The following is a 17,173-nucleotide window of genomic DNA, read 5'->3' on the forward strand; positions in this document are numbered from 1 at the left end:
CTAGACCACTATCAAGGATTCGTTATCATCGTTGCACTTGACTTGAAAATTGAGGAGATTTACTGCGTTAACAGTTTCCGGAAAAGCTTTTGCCCGAATGGCCCCTTCGATTTCTTTGCTCATCTCCGGGTGAGCATCCAGGTATGCTTCTGCATTCACTGCGCCCTGGCCCAGCCGCTCATCGTTGTATGAATACCAGGAGCCGCTCTTTTTGATAATCCCGGAAGCAGGACCTTTCTCGTCCACGCCAAGCGCAATCATATCCCCGTTATGGCTGATCCCATGGCCATAGCTCATCGTGGTTTCGATTGACTTAAACGGTGGCGCCACCTTGTTTTTGGTTACCTTGATTTTAGTCGTATTGCCGACAACCTCAGTTCCATCCTTGACTGCCTGTGCTCGCCGCACTTCAAGGCGGATGGTTGAATAGAACTTGAGCGCTCGGCCGCCAGGCGTGGTCTCAGGGTTTCCGAACATGACGCCAATCTTTTCCCGTAACTGGTTAATGAAGATCACGATGGTTTGTGTCTTGAAAACGGTAGCCGTGAGCTTACGCAGCGCTTGAGACATCATACGGGCCTGAAGGCCAACGTGACTATCACCTATCTCACCTTCGATTTCAGCTGCGGGCACCAGTGCGGCCACAGAATCGACCACCAGGATGCTCACTGCCCCGGACTGAACCAAAGCGTCCGCAATCTCCAGCCCTTGCTCGCCGGTATCTGGCTGGGACAGCAATAGCTCGTCAATGTTGACGCCAAGCGCCGTAGCATATTTCGGATCCATCGCATTTTCAGCGTCGATATACGCAGCAGTGCCTCCAGCCTTTTGTACACTGGCCACCGCCTGAAGAGCGATGGTCGTCTTGCCTGAACTTTCAGGGCCATAGATCTCAATGATTCGGCCCTTTGGAAACCCACCGACACCAAGGGCAATATCTAGAGACAAAATGCCGGTAGAAGAGACGTCGATGTTGGTGAGCGACTTGTCGCCCATGCGCATGACGGCACCGTCGCCAAACTGTTTCTTGATTTTGCTAAGGGCTGTGTCTAGCGCTACCTTGCGATCCTTCTCGCCTGAAACTTCGTGTGCCTCGCGCATGGTTACTTTTTTTGTTGCCATATCGGTTCCTCCTAGTTAGTGCCTTGACTCGGCCGCCACGGTGCGTGCGTCTGGTTGCGGGCGCTATGGCCATGGGTCGTGTCCTGCACAATATCTGTTCCTGGGTGAATCAAGCGCTTTGTGTCGCGATATTCTACTGAGAGATTGCTCCACTCGCGGAGATTGTTCATGACATATCGGTAATCTTCGGGATCCCGTTTGAAATGGACTAACTCGTAACTGCGGAGCAGCTGCGTTCGCTGCTTTTGCGTGTAGAGAAAGATCGAGTAAATATCCTCAAAGTGATTGTCTACCACGACCAGCCAGTACCGGTAGCGATATTTGCGGGTGAAGTATTTCTCGTAATTTTCCTGCATGGTGTGAATGATGTGATACATGCGCTGATCGTCTTTGTTATCCATGATGGCCTCCTACCAGCCCGGCCCGGTCGATTGCGGTGCCGCCTGCTTCCTTCGAGTATCCGCGCACCAGTGACTTGTAGCCGTACTTGCTCCGGATTTTGTCTACGACCTGATCAAGGGCCATGTCAGCAGTCTGCTTCTCTGGTGGGTCAAAGAGGTTGAGCTGAAACCCTGCGGCCTTGCTGACGCGATTGACACGGACTGAGACGTTCCTCACCGGCTGGCCGTTCCACTTGCTTTCAAACAAGCGGCGGGCCGCGCTGATGATGTCGTCTGAGCGGCTGGTGGCGTCGATGTGCATTTGGGCGCCAAACCCACGCTCTTCAGCATTCGCGTAGCCAATGCCGACGCTGACCACCTCACCCTGAACGTGGTGCTTTCGTAGCCTGGTAGCAACTTGATCTGCGATTTCGCTCAACACCACTTCAATATCGCGTTTGGTAACGTAGTCCCGCATGAGCACCTGAGAGTTGCCGTAGCCCTTATTTTCCGGTCGGGGCAGGTAGCGCTTCGTTAGGTCTGAATAGTCGATGCCCCAGGCGTGAAAGAAAAGCGCGTCACCTAAGACGCCAAACCTGGCATGCAGCTTGCCCCGATCCGCATGAGCCAGGTCATAGATGGAATGAATGCCGATGGCCTCCAGCTTAGCGGCGGTCTTGTCGCCTATCGACCAGAAGTCGGTTAGATTCTTGATCTGCCAGATGGTTTCGGGCACGTCTTCGTATGTCCAGCTTGCTCGCCATGGCTCTTGGTACTTGGCGTCGTTGTCTAAGGCTAGTTTGGCTTGCAGCGGGTTCTGGCCAATGCCAACCGTGGTGATGATTCCGTACTTCTGGAAGACTTCTTCCTGGATCTTAGCCGCGATCTCCTCGTTACTGCCAAAAAGGCTATGGCTGCGGGTCACGTCGATGAATGACTCGTCAACCGAGTATGGGTACCAGTGGTTATCATCAGTGAAGGAACGGTAAACGCGATTGATCTTGTAATTGAGCTTGATGTAGTCTGCCATGCGTGGCTCCACCAGCTCAATATCCATCTGATCGTCGATTTCAAAGCGCCGGGTGCCTAGCTTAACGTGGTAATCACGCTTCGTATTGGGACTTGCCGCTAGCACCAGGCCGCCGTTACTCTCTTCATTGCTGAGCACCGCCACCTTGGCGGCGAGCGGAAACTCGCCGCGTCTGATGGCTTCAGTAGAGGCGTAGAAGGACTTGCAGTCAATGCACATGATGTCATGGATTGGCAAACGCTGCGGGTCGTCTAACGGCGTGCTCATTGGTGCCACCACTTGGTTGCATCCAGCACGTCGATATGCCGGATGTCCTCAACCTGTACCGGCAGCACCAGGCCATCTTTGCGCTGAAGGTAGATTTGACCATCAGCGTAGCCAAGAATTGGCCCTTCCAGGTCTCGCCGGTATTGCCCGTCGTACAGGGCGTTAAGCTGGATTGCCACGACTTGCCCCCGCTCCCAGGCGGTCTGAAGAACCTGGTCAATCACACTGGCCTTCTGTTCCGGCTTCTCTGGTATTGGCTTTTCATCTATCGCTTGTGATTCCATATAGGCACTGTGATCACTCAGGATCCAGCCAAGCCACTTCTTCATGCCTCGATCCGGGTACAGCCAAAGCTCCCGTGGGACGTTGCGTTCCATAATTTTGCCCCCTTGTTGTTGACTCCATTATACGAACATACGTTCGTATAATGCAAGGGCGATCTGTACAAAAACGGGGCCACTTCTGGCCCCTACCGTTTGATTATTTAGCTGCACGATTCTGGTCTATTACAAGTTGCTGCGCGTGAGACAGAGCAGCCGTAATACGATCGGCTTGCTGGGTGACTAGATTGACAGCTCGCCGTATCGGTAGCGGCTGGTACATGTCAACGGAGCCAATGGGTAGAAATTGATCAACGTGCGCATAAACGTGTGCACCGGTTTGGTCAACCGAAGGAGACGGTTGTTGGTAGTGCCAAAGTGTGCCGTTGGAAATGCGAAGCTGCCCAGCATACACCACTCCCTTAACTTCTATGCAGACAATATCGCCGGCTGATGTTGCAATCATTTGTTCAAAGCTCGGCTTAAAGCGATTAAAGGTGTTTCTTTCAGCATCAGAGCTGCAATCCTGAGCTACACGCGAAACAAATTGTGACAGGTCAAGTGGCTGCGTTGGCTCGTTTTCACGAATCCATCCGATACCAACGATGCTAAATCTAAGCCATAGTCGTCCGGCTTGTGCCTTCGTTCCCGTTTTTTCAACTGGATTATGGTTATACCAATACACTTTGGGCATTTAACTGACCCCCATCATTGTGTGGTTGCTAGGCGTTTTGTGCTGCATAAGAAGCCGAAATTGGAGTGTCATTAGCTGGATGTATGGAAGCCGCGTAACATTAGCGAGATTTGCGTACAAGAGGGCCTGAGCCTCGGCATACGATTGGCGCTCTGCAAAGTGCCACGTGGCTCCATCGACTTGTCTAACCGAGCAACGGTAAAAGTGCCATCCTACCTTAAGGATGAGGACATCACCAGGTCGAATATCAATGATTGTTTTGTAGTCACGCTTGAGACGATCACGTCTGTTGGGCCATCGACGCAGCGCTTCTTGATAAAGAATCTTCGGGCGCAAAGGCCAGGCATTTTGAACAACAACGGCATCTGTGCCGAAGATTCTTGCTGTAAGCCAGGTTCGGCCAACTTCGCGGGAAGGGGCACGCCAGAAATAAACTTTAGTCATTGGCAACCTCATTCCCTTGTTTGGCGCGGTAGGCTTCATAGTTTGGGGTAATATCAGCCTCCGTCAGTTGTTCCCGAATGGAAGGCGAAAGCGTGCTTTGGTAGTAATGTCGCAGAAAGGCGGCCGCGTCACTGACTTCGGCAAACTGATCGACTGTTTCTCCGGTATCGGGGTTTTGATAGTAAGCGTAACTTAGCGTGAGCCGTGGGCGGATATTGTAGTCGTTAATGTTGCGTGGCTGGTTATGACCCGCCTGCTTAGGGACCAACAGTTGAATCTTAATTACGTTATTGCCAGTCATAGGGAATCCGGTATCCTGTTTGACTCCACTCGAGCCGTTAACACGTGCGGTGCTTTCGTTCCCAATTGAAACTTTGTACACGGATCCTTGCGGGTGATAAACATTGTGTGTTGGGACCAAGATATAAAGACTCGCGGTGTATTGTCTGGACATAAAAGTTCCTCCTTGGTTGGCGCCTGTTCCTAAGAGCCCATTTCACAGATATTATATCCGAGTAATTAGTTCCGGTCAACCGAAAGTTAGACTTTAAATTCCGATATATATCTTATTGAAGATGATTCCGGCGTGGCGTCTGCGAGGACTCATTATCTAGTCTGTGCTGACAACCCTAATGACTAGTCCATAATTATATGTGACAGCAAAGGAGCCGCCACCTCCAGCGGGTGACGGCTCTTGTTGATTGGAAACAAACGATGTCAATACATAGTTTTTGTATACGGTATACGAGGAGTAAGCAACACTGCCTTCAGATAAGCCGACTCATTCTGCACCTGGCCCCACAGGGTCCTCTATCTACCACGTTTTGCTGCTACCCACATGTCCGCTCGACAGAGCAACCGATTGGCGGCCTTGATTCCTTGCCAGAAAATCCAGATAATACCCGCAGCAATCAGTGACTTAGCGCCAAATCGAAAGAGGCTTCCCAACGCCACGAATACCCCGCCGACAAAAGGGGCCAGGAATAAGCCACCCACGACCATTGGCCACTCGTACAGCGCCCAGAACGCCACAACAATCACTACCAGGACGCCTAAGAACATGGCAACGCCTGGTAGGCTGTTACCGAAGATAGCGTGCAAGATGTAGCTGAACATGGGCTTCACGACGTGCGAGAAGATATATTGAAATGGGGCGATGATTAGGTACCCAAGAGCGTTCAAGATGCGCAGTAGATTATCAAGCACGATATCCAGTGCCCAGCTAATCCAGTTCGTTAGTTGCGTTGTGCCTTCCATGTCCCCATCCTCCGTTTTCTATTGTAGGTCTTTGACCTTATCGCTTAGTTTTCCAACTTTGTTTCGCAGCCGGTTGCGTTTCCGGGCGACGGCTCGGGTGAGCTTCCGGTGTCCCTCGTACTCGTTGCGATGAGCCGCCAACTTATCACCCAGTTCGGTAACTCGATGTTCCATTGCTTTGATCTGCGCATCCGTGGCCATCTCACCTGTCAACGCCAGCATCTCGGCGAACGGGTCCAGCTTTCCGCTACGATAGCGGCGCTGTTGTCCAACGTGGCTGTACGCGTAAAGTGCTGACTGCGGCTGGCCCTCTCGCCCTGGCACCTTGATGATCTGGCCGAAGCGTGCACTAGATAGGTCAATCGTTGCTGGGACCAGCCACTTGTAGGTGTGCGGGTTCAATGAGCCGTCGTCGTTAAGAAAGTAAGCTATTGCGATGGTAGCGTTCCGCTTCAATACTGCGTAACGCTGCGGGTTCTTGTCCTTCGGTGCTGTGGCGACTAGTCCTCTCAACTCGCGCTTCACACGGTTCAACGCGGTTCGCTGCCGCTTCAGCTCTATTTCTCGCTCCGAAATCTTCGGCTTTTTTGGCTTCGGCTCTACCGGCGCCGGAGCCTTTCTATGTGGTTGCCCTGGTACCAGCATGTCCCGCCGACTAATCTGTATCTTCTTTGCCATCCATTCCTCCTTTGACGCTGCTACGCGAGCGTCCAGCCAGTCTGGCTGTCATAATCGTAAAGGGCTTCAAAATCCGTTTGTGACAAGGCCAGGAGGCGGCCGGTGGCGAGCCTAATCAGAATGTCGCCAACCTCCAAGGAGAAGCTTGGCTGCTTGCTGCCAGCATAAGCGTCAACTTGAATCTTGTCATGCCTTTTGGTGAAGTGGGCGTTCGCCGGGTCAGCGAGCCTCTGGATCGCGGCGAGGTTAACGCCGTCAAACTGAACATACTGATCAGCCTGGCTCGGTTTACGCAATGCCGTTCCCTTGGCAAGCTCTACCTCACCCCAGGTTGCGACAGTACCGCCCGCACGGCCCATCCGCTTGATTGCCTGGTCGAGTGTCGTAACCTTGGTTCCTTCTATTGAGATACCGAGCCTACGGGCCTCACTTGAACTGATCCTCCGTCGTTGCCTACCACGGGCAAGCACGCTCTGTTCCTGTCGATGGGTGACAGTACGGATGATGCTAACGGAGCCATCATCTTCTTCTACTTCCCACACAGTAGGAATAGCCTTTTGCGTCGGCGTCTCAACCATGTCAAGTTGAACTGCGCTGGTGGCGTCAGGATGACCATCAAGCTGCAAGGAGATCAAGTTGATCTGATCGCACACGGCACAATCCGGGTCGCTGCCGGGCTCATGTAGATCATCTAGCCCGTCTTTGGTGTGTTTTGCATAGGCTGCATACAAATCCTTCTTTGTTACTGACATGTTTCTCCCCCTAGCCAGGTGAGCAGCAGCCGCTTCCCAGCTTGACACGTACACACTAATCTTTTAATTCCCAGCCATGGCACCCCGGCTGCGCCATAAAGTGCTGATCCGTCAGCCGAAGCAAGTATGCCAGGACTTTAGTACTTTAGTACGCTGGTACCAAGGTACCCTACGTCTTGGACTGAGCGGGTGCGCTCACGCAGCAGTTGCATTTACACAAGTGTAAATGTACACGCCACAATTCCTTCGCAACGGCCTCTATTGCTACTTTGTGTAAAGGTGTAAGTGTACACACTACCCTCAACCGGATGCTCTCTCACGCCGCTATTACAATACGCCGTTAATGCCACTCTACGGGCCTCAAGTACTGGCCCACGCTCGCCACGCGGTACTAAGGTACGATGGTACCAAGGTATCAAAGTACCTTAGTACCATGGTACCTTTATCCCGCTACATATAGCCTACATTGCGCTGTTTGCTGAACACGAAAGTTTTTCGTTATAGTACCAAGGTACCTAGGTACTTTGGTACCTGGATCCGGTTGGCGTGCATTTCTTTGTGTAAAGGCGTAAATGTGCACGTCCCACTCGAACTGACGTCTTCTCTCGCACCGATAGTATAATATGCTGTCAAAAGTACACTACTGGCGCAAGGGATTGAATTGTTGTGGCTCAATGGTACTAAGGTACGATAGTACTAAGGTATCAAAGTACCTTAGTACTTTTAGCCTTCTAGGTATTGCCCGCGTTATGCCGTTTGATGAATGCGCAAATTTATCATCACAGTGCCTAGGTACTAAGGTACTTTGGTACTGTTGGTCGAAAGTTACTTTGCGTTCATCGCTTTGTCGTAGGCATCCTTGATTTCGCGATCAGTCAGCGCATGTTCCAGAATTAAGTGTAGAACAAATTCAGTCATTGACTGCCCCTGTTGCGCTGCCTTTGCTTTGATTGCGCTTTGTATTTCAGCGGGCATATATACCTTGACCTGCTTGGTGCCCTTGGTACTGGCGTAAAAGGCTCGTATATCCTCGAAGCGGGTGAGCTTTACCTGCTTTTCATCCTTCTCTTCTACCGCAGCTGCCTTTTCTGGAGCAGGTGCGGCCACACCTGTTGCTGGCTTACCAAACAAGGTATCGGGAATACCATTGCCTACTACCATTGGATTATCCTTGAGACTCTTCCTTTTTGTAGCCATATTAGACCTCCTGAACTAATTTCTTTGCCAACTTGAAATAAGCGAGTCCTGCCGCATTTGTTTTATCCATATCGTACGTGGAAATTTGGTTTACGCTGGCATCGGCGACTTTAACCGACCGGGGAATGTCTGCCAGGATTTGAATGGAATCGTCTTCCAACACCTGGTAAGCCTCATTCGACTGAAGGGTATGCTGCGTCATTGTGACGACATAACCGTAAATTTTGAGATTTTTGTTGATCTGGCTCTGCACTTGCGAAATGGTATTTTTCACCAGTTGCCGCCCCAGCAGAGCCTGATATTCAGCCTGAACTGGGATCACGACTTCATCCGCGGCACTCAGTGCATTAACGGTCAGTAAACCACGACTCGGAGGGCAGTCAATCAGGATGTAATCAAAGTGGAAATCAGGATCCTCCATGAGCGTCTTCAATGCATCACGAAGCACCAGCTCCCGTAATGTCATTTGAACCAGCGACAACTCAGCGTCCGACAATTCTAGGGTCGTCGGTGCCAGCCACAGGTTTTCCTTGATTGGCACAATTGCTTCTCTTATAGAGGCCTTTCTTAACATCACTTGAGTCATATTTGGCACCGCAGACCGAGTGAGCTGAGGCAAGTCTCCACGTATCTGAGTAAGGCTGCTTTGTGGATCCATATCTACCATTAGCACCTTCTTTCCTAGGTGCTGTGAGAGTATGTCTCCCAGTTCAGCAACGGTCGTGGTCTTCGCGACGCCGCCTTTTTGATTTGCAAATGCAATAACTGTGGTCTTCATTCTGTCTACCCTCCTGAATATTTCAACCTTGGTACTAAAGTACCAAGGTACTAATCAAATCGTTCCACCTTGGTACCCTAGTACCAAGGTACCTTAGTACTAAACCGTGTTAACCTGAAGTGGGTATCTTCTGCTCGTCAGAATTGCTAATTTACTTGACACTAAGGCACATCGCCTCCCGAGTACCTTAGTACTAAGGTACCAAGGTACTATTCAAATGTCAATACCTTGGCCACGAATAGTACCAAGGTACCCTAGTACTGAAGTACCTTAGTACCAGAGTACTTTGGTACCGGCGATTAACAGCGGTGTAAAAGCACTTCATCAAGGGCTTGTATTTTTTGCTTGTGGTTTTTCTTTACTCAGGCCATGAATACGGTTAAAATTGGGTATGAAAAAAGCCCGATCCGTAGACCGAGCAACCAAAAAATCTTCTGCAAAGATATTCTACCGCATTCTCTGGAATTTTGGTAGTGAGGTTGCTTCAAAGTTGCACAATAGAATGTGGCAGGTTATATTTACCTCGAACTACTTCTGTTTGTGATTAGAGTCGTCTGCGGAATCGCAGGGGACTCTTTCGCATGTCCCACAAAACAGGAGGAATGAATCATGGAGAGCCACAAGCAGCTTCCATTCTACTCAGCAAACGAAGCATTCGGCGAAACGTACTACCAGCTTCCGAAAGTCTTCTACACCAGTCCGCTATACAAACCGCTTTCTAACGATGCAAAGGTGGCGTTCGCCATTCTCAAAAGCCATTTTGCATACAGTGTTCTTAACCATTGGGTTGACGATGATAACCATATCTTTTTCACTTATACCAACGAGCGGATGAAAGACATGCTTGGCTGCCAAGATGGCAAATTGAGCAAAATCAAGAAAGAGCTGATCCAGGCCGGGCTTCTATCTCAGGTTCATGTAGGGCTGAACCAGCCTAACCGGTTATACCTTCATAAACCTGAGACAAGCGCAGAGGACGTTTATCAGATTGCGCATGAAGACCGGAACATCGCCGATTCAACCCCAGTGAAGCAGGGTGAAGGTTCGCAAACCCTTGATAATAGCGGACGTGCGAAAATCGCACGTCCGAATAATGCCGCCAATAAAGGACGTGCGAAAATCGCACGTCCGGTGATGACGCAATCTGACGACTCGCAAACCCTTGGTAATAGCGGACATGCGAAAATCGCACACGAATTAGAACTATACTCTTCTAGAGACCTTACTAGAGACCTTAAAGAGACTTCGAGTGCCGATTCTTCAAACACGGCGTCTTCGACACCAGAAAAGGGAGCAGAGCAAAACCAACCGCTCAAGTCCGAGCTTTCGCCTGAACAAGACGATGTGCTTGAAAGAATGCTGCTCGATAACTTCGCCGACAGCATTGATCCATCAGTGTCTGGTGACATTTTGAGCCGCAGCAGTCTTCAGTTGATTGGCAAATGGAGTCACTCGGTGAAGGAGGCCCGCGAGCGCGTGGGGGTTATCCTCAACGCCAAACGCGACACTGAGCTTGAATACGACACGTACCTGGTTACTGAAGACCTGCAAGACGAACTCAACAAGGCGCTGCTACGTGTTGTTATGCGCTGGAAAGACCAGCTTGACGGTCGTAGCGAGCGCTCTATCCGCAACGTAGACAATTACCTCTACGGCGCTATGAAGCAGATCTTTGAGAACGAGTCTGTGCGCCAACTCAACCTTCAAGCTAAGGACGACGAAGACCGTGCGGCGTTGCGTGACCTGCAAGATCGCTTTGCTGACGTGCGGACGGGTAAGCAGGCCCGGATGGAAGCGCGAGAAGCAAACCGGGCCCGGCGGCGCCAACGTGAACACAAGAAGGCCAATGCTTGACTTGGTAAAACTGTGAGGTATTATAAGATTGTAAACCGAACGCGTGTTCGATTTACGAAGTTTAGCCTGGCATTGTTGGGATTTTACAAGGGTTTAAGCAACATAATTGCCTTTGGGATAGCGCTTACAAAATATTGAAAAATATTTACAGTTGACTTTTGCGAGTGGTCTGATATTCTGAAGGCTTAAATTGCGAGTGTCGCACTGGCACAAAAAAAGTGGGCTAACCGAAAGTGCTGACCGGGCTATCAACCCGGTTTAAGCGCAAATTCGGAGTCACACGATGGAAAAGCAACTTCCTGAGTGACTACCCCCTACTGTGCATCCACAGCATTTCAAGTTTAACACGCAGACACGCGGAAACCCCGCGTCACGCATGGGAAACAGCGAGTGAAGGATGCATCGAGGGAGGTTACAGGGAAGTCTGTAACCTCCCTTTTTTCGTACCTATCGCAATTTACTCGGTTGCAATTTTTGCATGAAGCAAGAGTAGGAGTGGGGAAGATGGGAAGATACGTCGCCATTGACGAACTGGTGCATAGCGCAGCTGCTATCCGCACCTGGGATCACCGCTATTTCATCAATCTGGGTGACGGTCGCTTATACGATCGTTTCCAGGGCCAGCACGTGCTCCTGGAACGTGTCTATCCCAGTATCCGCACCGTGTATAACTCGCAGCATCGTGCCATCGCGCACCGGAAACATCCGCGCGACAAACTGACGACGATACCGCCAGGCGCAATCTAATCTAGCAACATCGTGTGCGAAATATGCGTGCGCTTAACAAGCACACCACCTCTATGACGCGTTGAACTAGTGGCACCGTCCGCTATCCGCAGGCGCGCTGGTCCTTTGACAACTGAATACCTTTATCCCTGCCCGCTTCTGGTCACTCTTACTGCGGGACACTCAGCCGGGGACAGATTCGCGTGAGATCCACGCAGACTACAAGAAGACGTGACCCAGATTCAAAACGAGCCACCTCACTAGTCGCTTAGGCGGCAAGGTACTTGATGGGCGCTGGCATTATCAGCGTTGCACTTAATCGCTAGACGGCGAATGCCATTGCGAGGACATGAAAAGGCGGGAAAGGTCGTAGGGGCGCACGCCAAAAGCCCCTTGTCGTGCAGCATAGCTGCTAAGGTCAGTCCGACTCAGGGCCTAAAGCCGGATGAAATGCTGAAGTCAAAAACCAAATAATATGTACTCTAAAAATTAAACAGAAGTAGCAAAAACCGTTAAACCCTACGTGTTAAGCGTAGGCATATTTCACACGCAAAATCATGTATCACAGGAGGTAGGCCAATGCGACAGACAGAACGTGTACAATTAGTGGCGAGCCAACTCACCGACTTTCTAAAGCAGCACTCAGGCAGCGCAACCTATCAGGATTACGCCCAGTATCGGCATGCTATTGGGAAGCCAATCACCGCCGCCGAAGTTGGCATTTTGAGCAACATAACCCGCTTGGCCACAGGGGTGACAAGAGTCTACAAGAAGCATGACAACCGCGTTGATACATTCTGGATTCTGGATAGGAATCCAGAAGCGGTACATGTGTAAGTTACTACTTTGGCGGCTTACACGACAGCACAGTGTTCTGGAACCCTTTCGTCTCTCGACAAGACGATCCTCCAAAGTCAGGACAGTGTGTTGCCTTGTAAGCCGCTAAGGAGGACGAGGAATATGCTCAAAGAACAAGAAAAGCAAATATTTGACGGCCTTGGGCGGCCAATCAAGACGCTGGCCAAGGGCGTTCGCTACAAGATGATTGACCATGGTTATTACACAACGGCTTTGAAACCTGGTGAAACAGATGCAGTCAGGCCGGTGCTTCCTAGAGAGGAGCAACGGTATCTGGATGCAAAGCTGAAGCTCAAAAAGACGCAATAGAGAAGAGCGCCTGGCTGATTGGATAGGCTGTTGGATAAATCACGAGGATACGGGGGAGAGAGAAAAATGAAAAAGACAACAATCACGGCGGGTAGCCTGATTCTACTGACAGCACTGACGCTTGCGGGCTGCGGATCAAAACCCGCAGCTAAGACGAGCACCAAGGACACCACAACTGTTGCAGTTTAGACTCTAGCAAAGGACGTTCAAGGCCTCTTCAGCAGCAAGAAGTATGAGCTGCCAAGCAAAAAGGTGACCAAAGCCAAGATTACTGCTGCGGGCAAGCAGTACAAGAAGGTCTACAAGCTGCGTGGCGATCTGACCAAGGCGCAAAAGAAGACGCTGCGTGTCAGCAAGTCTCGCATTGCGGCGATTAAGCAGATGGTCGCCGTCAACACGGAGATCAAGGCTGTGCTCAAGGACAAGCGCGTGATTAAGGATCTTACTTACTCAGACGATGCGCTCCAACAGACTCTAACCGGTCTGAAGTCGAAGTACGCGAAGTTTGTCAGTCAGAAGCAAGATGACGCCACTCTGATTCATAACGAAGTGGCGGCCATTGCCAAGGTGAAGTCCAGCACCACCGGTGACCCAGACCAGGCGAAGATAGACGCCGCTAAGACAGCGGTCGATGCAATCCCGGTTGCCGCCTTCAAGGCTTTTTGGTCACCAAAGATTCCAACCATTGAGAACGGAAAGCTGGTTGCTAAGGAAAGTCTGACCGCTGGCACCGATAAGGTCTCGGCAACGGTGACACAGGAGACTAGCGCCGCTGCTAAGAGCAGCAGTGCATCTGCACCGGCAGCTTCTTCCAGTGCAAAAGCCAGCCAGGCAGCAAAGACGACTACTAAGTCAACGCAAGCTACTACGACCAAGCCTTCCACACCAGCAGCTAGCGCAAGCCACAGCACAACCACTAGCCGCCCGACCACAACGACGCCTTCTCACTCCACTACGACGACAACCAAGCCGTCTACTGGTTCTTCTACTGGCACGAGCCACACCACAACGCCTAGCAAGCCATCGTCCTCTAGCTCAAGCACCAAGCCAACTGAGCCAGTCAAGAAGCCGCACGTCCTAGAGCCAGGAGAATACATCGGCAACGGTGGCCTCTTATCTTCAATGAGCGCGGCCATGGCGGCTATGAATAAGGCATTGGATGACGCCGCTGACGCTGGACAAGGGCGGCAAGCACATGCTTTCAGCGTCTCATATCAAGACGGAACAACCTTCTACTCTTGGGAATGGTCAGACTAAGTTAATTCGATAGTGTAATGCACAGCGACTCATACAAAATGGGCCGCTTTTTTTGTGCTCAAAATTAAGGAGATGAGATCTATGACCAGTATCCGCGCACCGGCAGATATACGATTTGTTGCTACTAAATCTATTTTGAGAGGAGATTCCAAACATGAACAAACAGACTAAGAGCCATTTGTGGCGCGGTCTCATTGCAGCTCTAGGCTTAATGCTTGGTCTATTGTTCGCGTTGAATGCTGTTCAGGCGAGTACAGTAAGTGCCGCGTCGGTAACGATGGAGCACGGGGGCCATGGGACTAAATCAACGTGGGTGAAGCCAGGCGGTGGCACATTTAAGGAGGGTGGGACACCCACGCTCCATCTAAACTCGGCGAGCGGGCCGGTGGTATTTTGTATCGATCCGGGGCAAGGCGTTGTAGCCGATGGAGAAGGGTACACGGGTACAGGTTACAAAACCTATCAGGACTCTTCGGCTGCCAAGCAAATGATTTCTGCAATCGCGTACTATGGCTACCAGAAACAAAAGAGCGTCAATAACTACATCATGACGCAATGGATGATCTGGGAGGAACTTGGCTACAAGCTCCAGAGTGTTCAAGCCGGGCCCGTGTCAAAAGCGACCTACAATGCTTTCAAGGCAAAAGTGAATGGGCAGATTTCTCCATTCACCGGCGTAACGTCGTTCAACAACACCACGGTAACTGTTAAGGCCGGCCAATCGGTCACCGTCACCGATTCCACTGGCCGTTTTGCTAACTACGGTGCCACTACGTACAAAAATACGACTGGCACTACCGTTACCAAGAACGGTAATTCTATGACCATTACTGCGAGCGCTTCCTCAAACGAGTCGGGCAACATTCAGTTTGTTCCGCAGATTGACGCTAACTATCAAGGCACTCCACTGATTGCGTCCCACGCAACACGCCAGGACGTTATTCGACCATTGATTGACCCGGTCAGCAACCGGACAGTTATCAACGTTAAGGTTGAAAAGAACGTCAACGTCGTTTTGCAGAAGTACGACATTTCGACTGACTTTGGCAATAATGATCCGCTGGCAGGCGTAACCTTCCACTTCACCAAGGATGGCAAGGACTACGGCGACTTCACCACGGATGCCAAGGGCCAGATCGACCTCAACAAGAACATCTCTGAAATGACTGGCAACTGGACTTACCAAGAAACAAAAACTGTTGATGGGTTCAAGCTCGATTCTACCGTCAAGAAGTTCAGCATTGCCGCTACTGATGCTGGCAAGACTATTAACCTGACCGCCACCAACGAACGTGTCCCTGAAGAGTTTCACACGACCGTGACCTCCGAGGATGGTACGCACATCCAAGAACCGCACAAGCAGGTGACGATCACTGATCGCGTATTCTACGCCAATGCCGTACCTGGCAAGGAGTACACGGTTGTTGGCAAGCTGATGGATAAGGCGACTGGCGACGCGCTCCTTGACGACAACGGCAAGGTTGTCACCAAGACCATGACCTTTGTTGCCAAGACCGCGACTGGCTACGTTGATATGCCGTTCACGTTTGATGCAGCGCTGCTGGCGGGTAAGACCGCCGTTGCGTTTGAATCACTCTCCCGCAACGGCCGCGAAGTGGCTGTTCACAACGACATCAACGACGTACCACAAACCATCACCTTCTCCACGCCAAAGATTGGCACCACCGCCACTGACGTAGATGGCTCTCATGACGTTCTGTCAGATGGCGACCTGGTGATCAACGACGTTGTGACTTACCACGATCTGATTGTTGGTAAGACCTACAACATCAAGGGCCAACTGATGGACAAGGCGACCGGCAAGGTTGTCTTGGACGCCAAGGGTAACCCAATTACCGCTGAGAAGACGTTCGTTGCCGACAAGGCTGACGGTTCGGTTACCATGACCTACACAGTCGATGCTTCTAAGGCAATGGGCAAAGAATTTGTTGTCTTTGAAAACCTCTACCGTGACAACTACCTGGTTGTTAGCCACGCTGACATCAACGACGAAGGCCAAACCGTCAAAGTGGTAACCCCTGTGGTTCACACGACGGCGACCTCTGATGAAGGCGACAAGCAAGTAATGCCTGAAGAAGACGTCACCATCAAGGATGCTGTTGCGTACAGCGACCTGGTTGTCGGCAAGCACTACTCCGTGACCGGCTACCTGCACTACACCGACGGCTCCTTTGTCCTTGATGCAAAGGGCGAAAAGATTTCCAAGACGGTTTCCTTCACCGCCGAGAAGACCGAAGGCACCATCGACGTGACCTTCACGGTTGATGGCCGCCTGCTGGCGGGCAAGGACGTGGTTGTGTTTGAAAACCTCTACCACAACAACAATCTGATTGCCTTCCACGAAGACGTGAACGACAAGGATCAGACCGTGACCTTCCCTAAGATTGAGCTGCACACGACTGCAACTGACTCTGAAGGCTCCAAGGAAGTTGTCCCAGAAGAAAAGGTAACCGTTAAGGATGCTGTGGCTTACCACGATCTGATCGTTGGCAAGACCTACACCGTGACTGGCTACCTGCACTATACCGACGGCTCTTTCGTTAAGAACGCCGATGGTTCAAAAGTTTCCAAGACCGTGACCTTCAAAGCCGAAAAGGCTGACGGCACGATTGACGTTGAATTTGTCGTTGACGGCCGCGCCTTGGCTGGCAAGGACGTTGTGGCCTTTGAGTACCTCTACCACAACAACAAGTTGATTGCTTCGCACGAAGACATCAACGACAAAGACCAAACCGTTCACTTCCCGAAGATTGAGCTGCACACGACGGCGACCTCTAACGGCAAGAAGACGGTGACTGCTAGCCAGAACATGACCATTAACGACGTTGTTGAGTTTAATGACCTCGTGGTTGGTAAGACCTACACCGTTAAGGGCTACCTGATGGACAAGGCCACTGGCAAGCCGGTTCTGATCAACGGCAAGAAAGTCACTGCTGAAAAGACCTTCAAGGCAACCGCTAAGGACATGAAGGTGACTATGACCTTTACGTTCGATGGCAGCTCCCTGGGCGGCCATGACGTGGTTGCTTTTGAAGACCTTTACCACGATGGCAAGCTGATTGCTAGCCACGCTGACATCAACGACGCGGGCCAAACGGTTCACATCGCACCAGCACCTAAGCTGACCCAGACTGACGACTCCCTGAACGGTGCACTGCTGGCCTTGGTTGTGGTTGCTCTGATCAGTGCTGCGGGTATTGCCTTCTACCTGCTGCGTAAGCGGGCCTAG

At 51.1% G+C, this 17,173-nt stretch carries 19 protein-coding genes; 7 read left to right on the forward strand and 12 right to left on the reverse strand.

Features of this window, described 5'->3' with window-relative positions; translation table 11 throughout:
• From recA to FC75_RS04695, 12 genes are all read right to left on the reverse strand, one after another.
• Positions 1–1,122, reverse strand: a complete 1,122-nt coding sequence (gene recA / locus FC75_RS04640; protein WP_056989265.1) for a recombinase RecA — start codon at positions 1,120–1,122, stop codon at positions 1–3.
• Between the two features lie 11 nt (positions 1,123–1,133).
• On the reverse strand, positions 1,134–1,523 hold the full coding sequence (locus tag FC75_RS04645) for a hypothetical protein (RefSeq protein ID WP_054665552.1): 390 nt from the start codon (positions 1,521–1,523) through the stop codon (positions 1,134–1,136).
• Positions 1,516–2,799, reverse strand: coding sequence for a Y-family DNA polymerase (locus tag FC75_RS04650; protein WP_054665555.1), 1,284 nt, complete (start codon positions 2,797–2,799; stop codon positions 1,516–1,518). The genes FC75_RS04645 and FC75_RS04650 overlap by 8 nt, the downstream gene beginning before the upstream one ends.
• Entirely contained in the window at positions 2,796–3,176 is a 381-nt protein-coding gene (locus FC75_RS04655; protein ID WP_056989266.1) for an LSm family protein, read from the reverse strand. The genes FC75_RS04650 and FC75_RS04655 overlap by 4 nt, the downstream gene beginning before the upstream one ends.
• Before the next feature lie 103 nt (positions 3,177–3,279).
• Positions 3,280–3,813, reverse strand: coding sequence for a hypothetical protein (locus FC75_RS04660; protein WP_054665558.1), 534 nt, complete (start codon positions 3,811–3,813; stop codon positions 3,280–3,282).
• Positions 3,814–4,257 carry a hypothetical protein gene (locus tag FC75_RS04665; protein ID WP_054665561.1) on the reverse strand — a complete coding sequence of 148 codons (444 nt, stop codon included), beginning with the start codon at positions 4,255–4,257 and terminating at the stop codon, positions 3,814–3,816.
• Positions 4,250–4,711: a hypothetical protein gene (locus FC75_RS04670; RefSeq protein ID WP_156314453.1), complete on the reverse strand. Its 462-nt coding sequence runs from the start codon at positions 4,709–4,711 to the stop codon at positions 4,250–4,252. Before FC75_RS04670 ends, FC75_RS04665 begins: the two co-directional genes overlap by 8 nt.
• A 356-nt stretch (positions 4,712–5,067) precedes the next feature.
• Complete coding sequence (locus tag FC75_RS04675; RefSeq protein ID WP_054665568.1) at positions 5,068–5,514, reverse strand: hypothetical protein; 447 nt, start codon at positions 5,512–5,514, stop codon at positions 5,068–5,070.
• A gap of 18 nt (positions 5,515–5,532) precedes the next feature.
• The gene (locus tag FC75_RS04680) at positions 5,533–6,192 is read right to left on the reverse strand and encodes a hypothetical protein (protein WP_054665571.1); all 660 of its coding nucleotides are present in this window, start codon (positions 6,190–6,192) and stop codon (positions 5,533–5,535) included.
• 20 nt (positions 6,193–6,212) lie between these two features.
• The gene (locus tag FC75_RS04685) at positions 6,213–6,944 is read right to left on the reverse strand and encodes a hypothetical protein (RefSeq protein ID WP_056989267.1); all 732 of its coding nucleotides are present in this window, start codon (positions 6,942–6,944) and stop codon (positions 6,213–6,215) included.
• Positions 6,945–7,769: 825 nt separating this feature from the next.
• Entirely contained in the window at positions 7,770–8,141 is a 372-nt protein-coding gene (locus FC75_RS04690) for a hypothetical protein (protein WP_054665577.1), read from the reverse strand.
• Between the two features lies 1 nt (position 8,142).
• A complete protein-coding gene (locus FC75_RS04695; RefSeq protein ID WP_056989268.1) occupies positions 8,143–8,919 on the reverse strand; it encodes a ParA family protein in 777 nt (258 codons plus the stop codon).
• A gap of 609 nt (positions 8,920–9,528) precedes the next feature.
• Between FC75_RS04695 and FC75_RS04700 the strand changes: the two genes are divergently transcribed.
• From FC75_RS04700 to FC75_RS04725, 7 genes are all read left to right on the forward strand, one after another.
• Positions 9,529–10,773 carry a replication initiator protein A gene (locus FC75_RS04700; RefSeq protein ID WP_054665579.1) on the forward strand — a complete coding sequence of 415 codons (1,245 nt, stop codon included), beginning with the start codon at positions 9,529–9,531 and terminating at the stop codon, positions 10,771–10,773.
• Between the two features lie 504 nt (positions 10,774–11,277).
• Positions 11,278–11,520 carry a hypothetical protein gene (locus FC75_RS04705; protein ID WP_056989269.1) on the forward strand — a complete coding sequence of 81 codons (243 nt, stop codon included), beginning with the start codon at positions 11,278–11,280 and terminating at the stop codon, positions 11,518–11,520.
• Positions 11,521–12,078: 558 nt separating this feature from the next.
• Positions 12,079–12,336, forward strand: a complete 258-nt coding sequence (locus FC75_RS04710; RefSeq protein ID WP_054663269.1) for a hypothetical protein — start codon at positions 12,079–12,081, stop codon at positions 12,334–12,336.
• A gap of 123 nt (positions 12,337–12,459) precedes the next feature.
• The gene (locus tag FC75_RS04715) at positions 12,460–12,666 is read left to right on the forward strand and encodes a hypothetical protein (RefSeq protein ID WP_054663272.1); all 207 of its coding nucleotides are present in this window, start codon (positions 12,460–12,462) and stop codon (positions 12,664–12,666) included.
• Positions 12,667–12,732: 66 nt separating this feature from the next.
• Complete coding sequence (locus tag FC75_RS13120; protein ID WP_255533295.1) at positions 12,733–12,855, forward strand: hypothetical protein; 123 nt, start codon at positions 12,733–12,735, stop codon at positions 12,853–12,855.
• A gap of 63 nt (positions 12,856–12,918) precedes the next feature.
• Positions 12,919–13,923 (forward strand): hypothetical protein, encoded by a 1,005-nt coding sequence (locus FC75_RS04720; RefSeq protein WP_054663275.1) that lies wholly within the window; start codon positions 12,919–12,921, stop codon positions 13,921–13,923.
• A gap of 277 nt (positions 13,924–14,200) precedes the next feature.
• Positions 14,201–17,173: a VaFE repeat-containing surface-anchored protein gene (locus FC75_RS04725; protein ID WP_235808703.1), complete on the forward strand. Its 2,973-nt coding sequence runs from the start codon at positions 14,201–14,203 to the stop codon at positions 17,171–17,173.

This window comes from Lacticaseibacillus camelliae DSM 22697 = JCM 13995, from assembly GCF_001436615.1.
Classification (GTDB): domain Bacteria; phylum Bacillota; class Bacilli; order Lactobacillales; family Lactobacillaceae; genus Lacticaseibacillus; species Lacticaseibacillus camelliae.

Bases quoted from the DNA above. Each gene is read 5' to 3' on its own strand.
- recA (WP_056989265.1), bottom strand. From the start codon at position 1,122: ATGGCAACAAAAAAAGTAACCATGCGCGAGGCACACGAAGTTTCAGGC.
- FC75_RS04680 (WP_054665571.1), bottom strand. From the start codon at position 6,192: ATGGCAAAGAAGATACAGATTAGTCGGCGGGACATGCTGGTACCAGGG.
- FC75_RS04660 (WP_054665558.1), bottom strand. From the start codon at position 3,813: ATGCCCAAAGTGTATTGGTATAACCATAATCCAGTTGAAAAAACGGGA.
- FC75_RS04670 (WP_156314453.1), bottom strand. From the start codon at position 4,711: ATGTCCAGACAATACACCGCGAGTCTTTATATCTTGGTCCCAACACAC.
- FC75_RS04705 (WP_056989269.1), top strand. From the start codon at position 11,278: ATGGGAAGATACGTCGCCATTGACGAACTGGTGCATAGCGCAGCTGCT.
- FC75_RS04700 (WP_054665579.1), top strand. From the start codon at position 9,529: ATGGAGAGCCACAAGCAGCTTCCATTCTACTCAGCAAACGAAGCATTC.
- FC75_RS04725 (WP_235808703.1), top strand. From the start codon at position 14,201: ATGGAGCACGGGGGCCATGGGACTAAATCAACGTGGGTGAAGCCAGGC.
- FC75_RS04710 (WP_054663269.1), top strand. From the start codon at position 12,079: ATGCGACAGACAGAACGTGTACAATTAGTGGCGAGCCAACTCACCGAC.
- FC75_RS04690 (WP_054665577.1), bottom strand. From the start codon at position 8,141: ATGGCTACAAAAAGGAAGAGTCTCAAGGATAATCCAATGGTAGTAGGC.
- FC75_RS04655 (WP_056989266.1), bottom strand. From the start codon at position 3,176: ATGGAACGCAACGTCCCACGGGAGCTTTGGCTGTACCCGGATCGAGGC.
- FC75_RS04645 (WP_054665552.1), bottom strand. From the start codon at position 1,523: ATGGATAACAAAGACGATCAGCGCATGTATCACATCATTCACACCATG.
- FC75_RS04665 (WP_054665561.1), bottom strand. From the start codon at position 4,257: ATGACTAAAGTTTATTTCTGGCGTGCCCCTTCCCGCGAAGTTGGCCGA.
- FC75_RS04685 (WP_056989267.1), bottom strand. From the start codon at position 6,944: ATGTCAGTAACAAAGAAGGATTTGTATGCAGCCTATGCAAAACACACC.
- FC75_RS04675 (WP_054665568.1), bottom strand. From the start codon at position 5,514: ATGGAAGGCACAACGCAACTAACGAACTGGATTAGCTGGGCACTGGAT.
- FC75_RS04715 (WP_054663272.1), top strand. From the start codon at position 12,460: ATGCTCAAAGAACAAGAAAAGCAAATATTTGACGGCCTTGGGCGGCCA.
- FC75_RS13120 (WP_255533295.1), top strand. From the start codon at position 12,733: ATGAAAAAGACAACAATCACGGCGGGTAGCCTGATTCTACTGACAGCA.
- FC75_RS04695 (WP_056989268.1), bottom strand. From the start codon at position 8,919: ATGAAGACCACAGTTATTGCATTTGCAAATCAAAAAGGCGGCGTCGCG.
- FC75_RS04650 (WP_054665555.1), bottom strand. From the start codon at position 2,799: ATGAGCACGCCGTTAGACGACCCGCAGCGTTTGCCAATCCATGACATC.